We start from the raw sequence: 9,083 nt of genomic DNA, 5'->3' as shown, positions 1-9,083 counted from the left end.
CCGCACCGAACGGCACGGGCGCGCCATGGCCATCCAGCAAGTACACCCGCGTGTTGGCAATGGGGCGCCCGATGTGAGGCAATTGGGGCCAATATGAGGGATCAGCTGAAAGGTGGTGCTCGGCAATGACGCTGATTTCCGTAGAACCATATTGATTGATCAATCTGGCGTTGGGGTGTGCTTCGAAGAACACCTTAAGCACTGGAGTGGCCTGCAATCGCTCGCCGGCTGTATAAAGCTCTCTTAAAGAAGGCAGCGGCAGGCGCTGCGCGCTCCAGACTTCCGCAAAATGATTCAATGCTACGAATGGGAGGAAAAGCCGCTCGATCGCCTCCCGCTCTACAAATTCCAGCAGGTCGGAGAAGCGCCTCCGGGTCTCTTCACGCAGGAGCACAAGCGCTCCGCCGTCCTTCCAGCAGCTGAACAATTCCTGGCAGGACACATCGAAGTTCAGGGTCGCGAATTGAAGTGTGCGCAGTTTTGACGTGCCAATCCCCGCCAGCGAATTCACAAGCGCGCCGTGGGACATTTCCACGCCCTTTGGGATTCCGGTTGAGCCGGAGGTATAGATGACATAGGCGAGATGGCGCGATGTGAGGCCAAGCGTGCCGGGGTCCGGGTTTGAAGGCGGCCGCTCGTCCCAAGCCGTCGTCGCGGTCGCCAGATCGACCACCGTCATATCAGCCACGGCCTCGGCGCCCAGCGCGGTTCGACCGGCGACATCGCAAAGCAGCAGCTTTGGTTCTGCATCGCCAACAATCTGCCGCAGGCGCGCTGATGGATAAGCCGGATCCAGCGGCAGATAGGCGCCGCCCGCCTTCAGGATCGCCAAGACACCAACCACCATCGCCAGGCTGCGTTCCAGGCATATCGCCACCGGCTGGTCCGGCTTGACCCCGAGCTCGATCAAATGATGCGCCAGCCGGTTGGCCCGCGCATTCAGCTCGCCATAGCTCAGACTCTCCTTCTCATAGACCACCGCCACCGCTTCCGGTGCCTTTTGCACCTGCGTCTCAAACAGCTCATGGATACATCGCTCAAACGAATAAAGCGCCGCCGTCTGATTCAAATCCTCAAGTAGATACGTGCGTTCGTCGGCGGCCAGAATGTCTATTCGGCCGACAGGCTGCCCCGCATCGGCCATCACGCCGCGTAACAAAGTTTGCAAATGCTGCGTCATGCGGTCGATCTGCTTCGACGCTAATCGAGCGGCATCAAAATGCCAGCGGAAGTTCCCATCGAGAGCGCAAACCTCAAAGGTTAGCAAATCGCCGCATAGGGCTTGGCCGGCTTTGTGGCTCGTCGTCAGATCGTCAGCCACGGAACAGTTCTCTGTCCCCGTTGCAATGCCAATCGGCCAGGGCTGGCGCGACCGTAGCGCTTCCACGCCTCGCAATGTCGGGCAGCGCGTGACAAGATCCCGGGCAAAGCTAGCGTGCGTGCTCAGCTGAGCGATTTCGGCTGCTACGGTTTTGCGCACTTCTTCAAAATCATGAGAAAGCTCAATGGAAACGTCCATCGGCACGACGGAGGAGATCAACGCGCCGGCGAGTTTGGAGCCAGTTTGCAATCCATTCGATGCAGGCTTCCATCCCAATTGGAGTTCCGTTTCTCCCGTGATCCGAGCGAGATAGATCAGGCAAGCCGTGACCAAGTACTTCGAGCGATCTTGCGGGGATAGTTCAGCCAAAGTGCTTAGGCTGGACCACGAACTCGACTGCCATCGGGGAGGCGCCGCAGCCACGAACGATGACAGGAAAGGAGGATCTAATCTTCTAAACTGCCCAAGCCTCTGTCGCCAAAACTGCTCCAGAGGCGCCAGCAGTTCATGTGCGGCGCTTATGCTCTGCACCTCCTCATCGCTCAAGATCGGAAGGCGGCTACCTTGATCCACATTGAAATCCCTGGCGAGGGCTCGCGCGTCCAGCAGAGGCCCCTCGGGTTCGCCAAAGCAAACGTCGACATCTTCTGTACCCGTCGCTACACGCCAATGATTGCAGCGGACTTCAAGCAGGGAACCTGCCGGAAGGCCCGAGCTTCGAGTCAATACCTCCAGGTGTCTGACTGCGGCAGCCCGATCGCCTAGGAGAACCTTCGGCAGACACATTGGATTGGAAACGTATGGCTCGAAGTCTTGGGCCCGTGTCATCGCGGAGATCTCTTGCGCAGATTGATCCCATCGCAAACAGCCTGCCGAATTTGGCCGTCGTTGACTGCGAACATAGCTTCTGTCCACCAGCGCCTGCGGAGACGCCGCAAGCTTCCCACTGTTAAGGCCAGCTAAGAGTTCGCGGAAGCCATCGATCGCGGCATCATGACATTTGAGGTTGAGGGTCAGCGCCGTATCAGTGGGCGCAACCAACACTTGGCGCCGAATCACGACGCCACCCACATCAGCACCATTATCGACCCGCTGCCACGTGATGGCATATTCGGCCTTTGACGCTGGTAGTGCCCAGGACGTCGCGTGCGTTCCCGCAAATCGTGGCAATTGACCGTCGTCGTAGTTGAAAGCACCTCGACGCACCCGCCTAAACACGTCCGGTGGCAGTACGAATGGATTACTAATTGAGAAGATCCAATCCACCGGCTCAGCCTTCAAAAAGGAGGAGAGCTCTTCAACACTTTCCACGCACCGAATGTTGGCACCGGCCGCCCACTGAGCAAATATTGAGTCGCCACACAGTGCTGCACCAATGACGTGGTCCATTGCCATGGCCAGCTGAGCGCAGCGAATAGCGGGCGTGCCGCTGCCAACAAACACACTGGAGAAGGTTGATCGCGTGACAGGCGGTCTATCCCGATCGCGTGGTTCGCAGGCGATCGCGCGCCCCAGAGAAGACCGATGGACCATCTCTCTTCACCGTTCAGCAGTTCTCTTGTGATGCTGGCCCATTCTCATCGAGGCGCCGCACTACGCAAATCGTTCAGATGTTCGGATCTGTTCGGGGCTTAAGCTGGCCTGCATTGGTCTGCCCAGACCTCTCAATCTCGTGCCAAGCTCCCGCATCACCACATATGTCGCCGCCAGCACCGCAGCTCCCACTCAACCGCGCCTGAGTTTCTGATGAGCGTTCTCATCTCACGACTTCTCCTCTATGCCTCTTTCAGAGGATTACGCACGTATCGTGCCAAAGTGAAATCGACTGCAATCAATGTGATAGCATTGCCCGTGCTATGTCAGCTATCCCACAGCGCCGCCGGACATCGTACACTTGAGCGGGCTATCGATCGGTATAAGTCTTCGGACTCTCGCCCGGAATTCCAAAAACTCGACTTGGAATGCAAAGTGACTTGTCAGCTCAGCCGAACCGCATTCGCCTCCCCCTCCTAATTTCTGAGGTCGACGCCGTGCGGTAGGAGGCGGTGCCGGATCGCTCGAGTGAATGTTTCTCGCAATTAGCGGCAGCTAAAATGAGTTGGCGTGTCTTCGCATCGCTCAATATGTGGAGCCTGCCGGGTCGTCGAGTTTGTGGCGCTCGGTCCCGGTGAGGGGCGGGTTAAAGATGCTAACGAGGATCATGTCCTCGTCCCGTCCCCCGCGCAGGAAATGCTTGTCATGCTTGTCAAGCACATACATGTCGCCCTTGCGAATGGGAAAGACATTGCCGTCCATGTCCTCGACCTCGCCCTCTCCAGCGATGCAGTAGCAAGCTTCGAGATGATTCCGGTATTGCAGAAGCGAAACGGTCTTAGCGCGCACTACGGTGTGGCAGATGCTAAAACCCATGCCGTCCTTAACCGTCAGAAGGCGGTGGCTAGTCCCATTGCCCCAATCGACGAAGTGATCGGTCGCTTCAACGTCGTGCAGACTACGCACAATCATAGAGTTCGATTTCCCGATGCTGGTTTAGGTGGTGATTGCGAAAGCTGGAGGCCGTTGTTCCGACCTGCGAGCGCGGCTTCCGCGCGCTCCCCAGCGAAAAGGCGATATGATCATCTGAATATTGCGCAGCCGGGCGCGTAAACTATTGATGCTCCACTTTTGCGCGACACCGCCGCTTACATCGACGTAGCCCAAAACGCTGTTGGTGATTTTGCTGGGCCACATGAACTGTTTCCGGTCGTGGCTCGCGGCAACGAATGTGGACTCGTTGCCTGTCAGCTACCAGAGCAAATCCCGTGCCGCGGTGGCAGACAGATAAAGGATGAACTTGTCGGTGTTTTAGCTGGCTAACGAGTGGAAGGATGGGCAGTGTAGCAAATCTGACAAACTACCAAGAGATTTGGCCGAATGCGAGCAAGCCCGCCAACCACGACCGGTCGGACAGTGCGGCTTGTCAATCCCCGATTGGTAGGCATTATGAAGATTCATTGCCGCAACGCTAACGCCCTTCCTGTCGAGCTGATAATCGACTTGCTTCATCGCCAGGAGCGCATCACTCGTGATGCAATGCATTGATAGCAAGTTCGAGCCCACCGCACGGCTGCCCGAGCGCGAAGCCGCATCTCGCGGCATCACCGATTGTTGGACGCCTCAATACTGAAAACCGGCCACTCGCGACTGCCACGCTGAAGGACCGTATTCTGGCCGCCGGCAACGTACCTGCAGCGATGTTCCCCGAGGAATTCGGCACCAGAGCCTGCCAGGCTTCCAAGCGGTTCGACGCGATTATCCGGGAGCGAGGGATCTCGGGTCGCGGTCAGTGCTTCAATGAGTAAAGTGACCCGTCGACTCGGAGATGCCTTCCCCAAAAGAACTGAAGCGCGTTGCTCCGCATGATCTGGTCAATCAGTCCACGGGCGTCCTCAAGAGCAATCCAGCCTTCAATTACCTATTCCGACATAGCCGGGCGATTGCTCGACGCGCAACGAAAGCACGGCAGTAAATTGGTTCAACAGCGACATAAACAATCTGGCCGGCGTCAAAGTAGACACGAACCTGCATGTTGTGCCGTCCGTCTCGAACTTCGCGGTCAAGGGGCTGTCACAGCGCCGGTCCTCTTATTGCGTGTACAGGGACCCTTGTCTCGCACAGAGGCGGTTTTCTGAGCAAGCGCCAAATCTTGAACTTGGCTCCAGCTGCCGGAAGCTCAATCAGCGGCCTGGATGCGGCAGGCGTTGCGCCTGCTGACGCCGACTTTGGACGAATATATGAAGATCTATCGTCAACGCGTATTGCGGGCATCCGACCAGGGCGCGCACAAGAACCTAGGCGTAGTTCTGCTGCTGCCGAAGCCGCATCTCTGGGATTTCGCGATGAGCGATGGCAACCCTTTTCATCGGCAATCCATTGACCGACTATCCGCTTACCAAGGACTCTCTACCACTGCGTATGACACGGTGGACAACGAGGGCATCCATCGCATCGGGCGACGATTGCGTCGGATCGGACCGACGGCAGCGCGCGCACGCCGCCGCCCCCCGCGCATTCAGGCCGGCGCACGTCTAGCCTCCTCCCGCAGCGTCGCTGCGGTAGCGGCTGGTTGAGGTCTGGTAGTACTGCGCGCGGATGGCCGCCATGGCCTCGATCAACGGTCCCCAGGGCGCGGGAAAGCGTTCTTTCGCTATCACCCGATCCAGCATGCGCGTATGGCCGGCCAGCTCGTCGTTGAGGAACTCCACCACAGACATAGTCGGATAGCGCTGCAGCAGCAGGATCGCCGCGTTGTCGGCCCCGACGGCCGACCTGTCCCTGTCGCGTCCATGCAGATCGTTCTGCAGGCGCCCTATCGCGGAGATGAGCCGTAGGACCTGGCGAAACGCAGGACGCGCGCGCATGGTCGCCATGTCCAGTCCCCAGAGCAACGACAGGCAACAGAACACGTTCGTGTAGGCGATCGAATCGATGCCGTTGTGCAGGTACTCGGCGTAAGACCAGCGTCCCGCCCCTGCCGCCTGCGCGTGTCCGGCGCGCAGCGCCGCGCAGTAGCACCGGGTATCGTCGAGAAGCTGAGCATAGTCGCGACGATCGTAGGCGAGCGCGGCCAGCGAAGCGCGCAGCACAGCGCAGCCCTCGAATCCTGGGAGCGCGCACGGCACGCCCTGCCCCAGTGCCTGCTCCACCGCGGCGAGCTGCTCCGGCGCGATCAGACCAAGGTCGTTGCAATCGTCAAGCCAGAACAGCAGCGCCAGTTCGCGATAGAACGCCACGGTCAGTGTTTCGTCCTGCGGATCGCGGCCGGTGCGGGCGCTGATGTCGTGCAGGCTCGGGTGGATGCGCTGCAGGATGTACTGGCCGCCCCTGACCGCTTCCACGGCGTGCTCATCGGCGAACCCGGTCAGGGAACGACCCCACTCCAGCACCTGCTGCAGCGCGCGTTCGGTCTGAATCATGGTGCCGCTCCTGCTCCCTCGGCCAGGACGCGCCGCCCCCAAAAAAGCGCCAGCCACAACCCTGCGAGTTCGGCCACGCGCACGACCCGGGTGGGGCAATACAGTTCCTTGCCGATCCACAGCGGAGTCTGCGGCAATGCGTGCGCCGCATGGCGGGCGAGCATCCACTCCAGCGCACGCGCCACCGCCTGCGCAATGCGCCGCCGCCCTGTCGGCTCTTCGCTCCCGTCCATCACGTGCAACGCGAACAGCGCATAGGCAGTTTCCTCGAATGTGGACGCGCGACCGGCGCCCCAGCCGCCGTCGTCGCGCTGCGCCTGCAGCAGCGCCGCCAGCGCGCGCTCGTCGCGCCACCGGGGCTTGCCTTGCGCCAGCGCTGCGACCGCATGCGCGGTGGGATACAGCCACGAAACGTGCCATTTTTCGTTGTCCCAGAGACCGTGCGGGTTGCGATTGTCCTCGACGTAGGCGCTGGTGCCGGCGGCGGGCTTTCCCAACAGTCGCAGCGCATGCAGGGCATGGATGTTGGTCGACACCGAAGCATTGCGCTCGCCGGGGAAGGTGACGAACAGCTCGCCGATTTCGAAATGGCGCAACGCATCGACCGCCCGGGCCCGGCCTGCAAGGCGCAGGACACACAACGCAACGGCGGTGTCGTCCGCATCTGCCGCAAAGTGCACGGCCGGGCCCAGACCTCGCACGCCCAGGCGGGCGTCGAGCTGCGCGACGATCACGCGCACCGCCCCGGCGAGCGCGGGATGCGCGAACAGACCGGCTAGATGCAAGGTGTACAGCGACCAGCATGGCTCGAACACATTGATCGGCCAGACGTTGGGAACGACACCTTCGATGCCGCTGCGCGTCGCTCGCGCTGCCGCCTGCAGATACGCGTCGGCGCGCCCGACTTGCGGCGTGCTCCCCTGTTTCACGGCCTGCGCACGCCACGCGGCGGTGGACGCCGGACTGATGCCGATGCTGCCGTCATCATCTGGCCATGCGGTGGTCGGCGACGTCCCCCAGGCTTCCCAGGAGTGCAGCAACGGATGGCCGCTCGGCAACGTTGCCACGGCCGCCAACTTGACCCGCGCTTGCCGCAACGGCAACAGCGCCGGGTGGCGCGGAAACGCCACGCCGCCAGGCAAGAATGCGGCCTCGTCGCAAAACCGCGGCAGGATCAGCTCCGCGCCGATCGGCGCGTCGTCCGGCACCGCATGCGCATAGGGATCGGGCTGACGCTGGAGGAACCGCGTTGCAGCCTGGACAGCGTCGGCAGCGCCGGGAAGAGCGTCGACACGCTGCAATGCCAGCAACGCCGCCCATGTCGGCACATGACGGAACAGGGGGAAGTCCGCACTTCCCCATCCGCCATCGGCCTGTTGCTGCGCGATGAGCCACGCGTATGCGTCCTGCCGCCCGGCAACGTTGCCGTGGAACTGCAGAGCTCGCGCCGTGTCGTAGACGGATGGACCGACGCTGCCGCCATCGCGCATCTCGCTCAGCAGGTGGCGCAATTCGGAAAGGATCTGTTCAGCCAGCGCGTTCACGCGGGATGTTCCTTCTGCAGTCGGTTGACGGGAACCAGGATCGGGCGGACGCCGCGTACGTCGCCGCAGGCCCGTCGCGGCCGTGCTGGGCAATCGCTGCGATCGGCGCCGCGGACTCGGACACAGTGCAGCATGCACCGCTACCGCCGCCCGATCGCAGCGGCACAGGGGCGACTCCATGCGGACGGGCGCTCTTATGCGCATGGCGCGTGCTTGAACAGATACGCGTTGGCCCGTTGCAGGATCTGCGCCAACCGTTCCCCACCCGGTCCCAACGGGGCGACGGCCTCCCCGGCGTCGCGCAACAGATCCAGCACGAACTGGCGCGCTGCCTGCAGCCCCATGATGGACGCGCAGGTCGGCTTCCGGGCCGCCGCGTCCTTGCCGGGGGTCTTGCCCAGCGTCGCGGCATCCGCTGTCGCGTCGAGAATGTCGTCGATCACCTGCAACGCCAGGCCGAAACAGGCGCTGTAGCGATCGAGCGCACAATACAGCGCAGCGTGCGCGGCATCCTCCGCGATGGCGCATAGCGCGCCCATGCGAACGGATGCGCGCACGAGCGCTCCGCACTTCATCCGGTGCATCACCAGGATCCTGTCCAGCTCGACGTGCTTTCCAACCAGCGACAGATCCATGGCCTGCCCGCCCGCGGCACCCTCGGCGGACACCGCCTGCGCCAGTTCGCGCACGAGCGCGATACGGTTGTCGCCCGGCGCATCCAGGCTCGCCAGGGTCAGGAAGGCGTGCGCCTGCAGCGCATCACCGACCAGGATCGCGGTGGCTTCGCCGAACTTGACGTGCACGGTCGGAAGGCCGCGGCGAAGCACGTCGTCGTCCATCGCGGGCAGATCGTCGTGGACCAACGTACAGGCGTGCATCATCTCGATGGCGGCACCGACGTCGTCGAGGATGTGCGCCGGCGTGTCCGCCAGTGCGCCGGCAGCCAAACAGAGCAAGGCGCGGGTGCGCTTGCCGCCATGCAAGGTGGCGTAGCGCATCGCCGCCATCAGCTCGGTCTCACCGTCGTCTTCGGCGCAGAGAAGACGCGCCAGCGCCTGTTCGACCCGCTTTGCGCCGTCCTGCATCCAGATCTCGGGCAGCAGCCTGCCCGATGCGCCGCGCGCCTGTGCGTCCAATCCGCCGTTCGCGGAAACGCCAGCTCCGTCTTCGTGTGGCGTGGAACCGGTCTGCATGTTGTTCATGTCCTTGTACCTGCCAGGAGACCGCCCCGGCGAGCGGCGAGCCGCGGTGTAGCCGGCCTCG

At 62.0% G+C, this 9,083-nt stretch carries 4 protein-coding genes and 1 pseudogene; all 5 read right to left on the bottom strand.

The window, feature by feature from the left end:
- A partial coding sequence (locus tag A5906_RS30515; protein WP_161495453.1) for an AMP-binding protein occupies nucleotides 1-2,710 on the bottom strand: 2,710 nt, incomplete at its 3' end.
- A 729-nt stretch (nucleotides 2,711-3,439) separates the two neighbouring features.
- Nucleotides 3,440-3,826 carry an ectoine synthase gene (locus A5906_RS30500; protein ID WP_080138899.1) on the bottom strand — a complete coding sequence of 129 codons (387 nt, stop codon included), beginning with the start codon at nucleotides 3,824-3,826 and terminating at the stop codon, nucleotides 3,440-3,442.
- A gap of 1,546 nt (nucleotides 3,827-5,372) precedes the next feature.
- Nucleotides 5,373-6,276: pseudogene (locus A5906_RS30495) on the bottom strand (terpene synthase family protein).
- Entirely contained in the window at nucleotides 6,273-7,820 is a 1,548-nt protein-coding gene (locus A5906_RS30490) for a hypothetical protein (RefSeq protein ID WP_080138897.1), read from the bottom strand. Before A5906_RS30490 ends, A5906_RS30495 begins: the two are co-directional and overlap by 4 nt.
- A gap of 194 nt (nucleotides 7,821-8,014) precedes the next feature.
- On the bottom strand, nucleotides 8,015-9,013 hold the full coding sequence (locus A5906_RS30485; protein ID WP_080138908.1) for a polyprenyl synthetase family protein: 999 nt from the start codon (nucleotides 9,011-9,013) through the stop codon (nucleotides 8,015-8,017).
- Nucleotides 9,014-9,083: the final 70 nt, after the last annotated feature.

The sequence above is a fragment of the Bradyrhizobium sacchari genome (genome assembly GCF_002068095.1).
Taxonomy (GTDB): Bacteria; Pseudomonadota; Alphaproteobacteria; order Rhizobiales; family Xanthobacteraceae; genus Bradyrhizobium; species Bradyrhizobium sacchari.
Note: the sequence above shows the minus strand (reverse complement) of the source record. Positions and strands in the feature narration are given on the sequence as shown.

What these genes read in the sequence shown, in the direction of transcription:
- A5906_RS30500 (WP_080138899.1), bottom strand. Translation starts at nt 3,826, where the DNA reads ATGATTGTGCGTAGTCTGCACGACGTTGAAGCGACCGATCACTTCGTC.
- A5906_RS30485 (WP_080138908.1), bottom strand. Translation starts at nt 9,013, where the DNA reads ATGCAGACCGGTTCCACGCCACACGAAGACGGAGCTGGCGTTTCCGCG.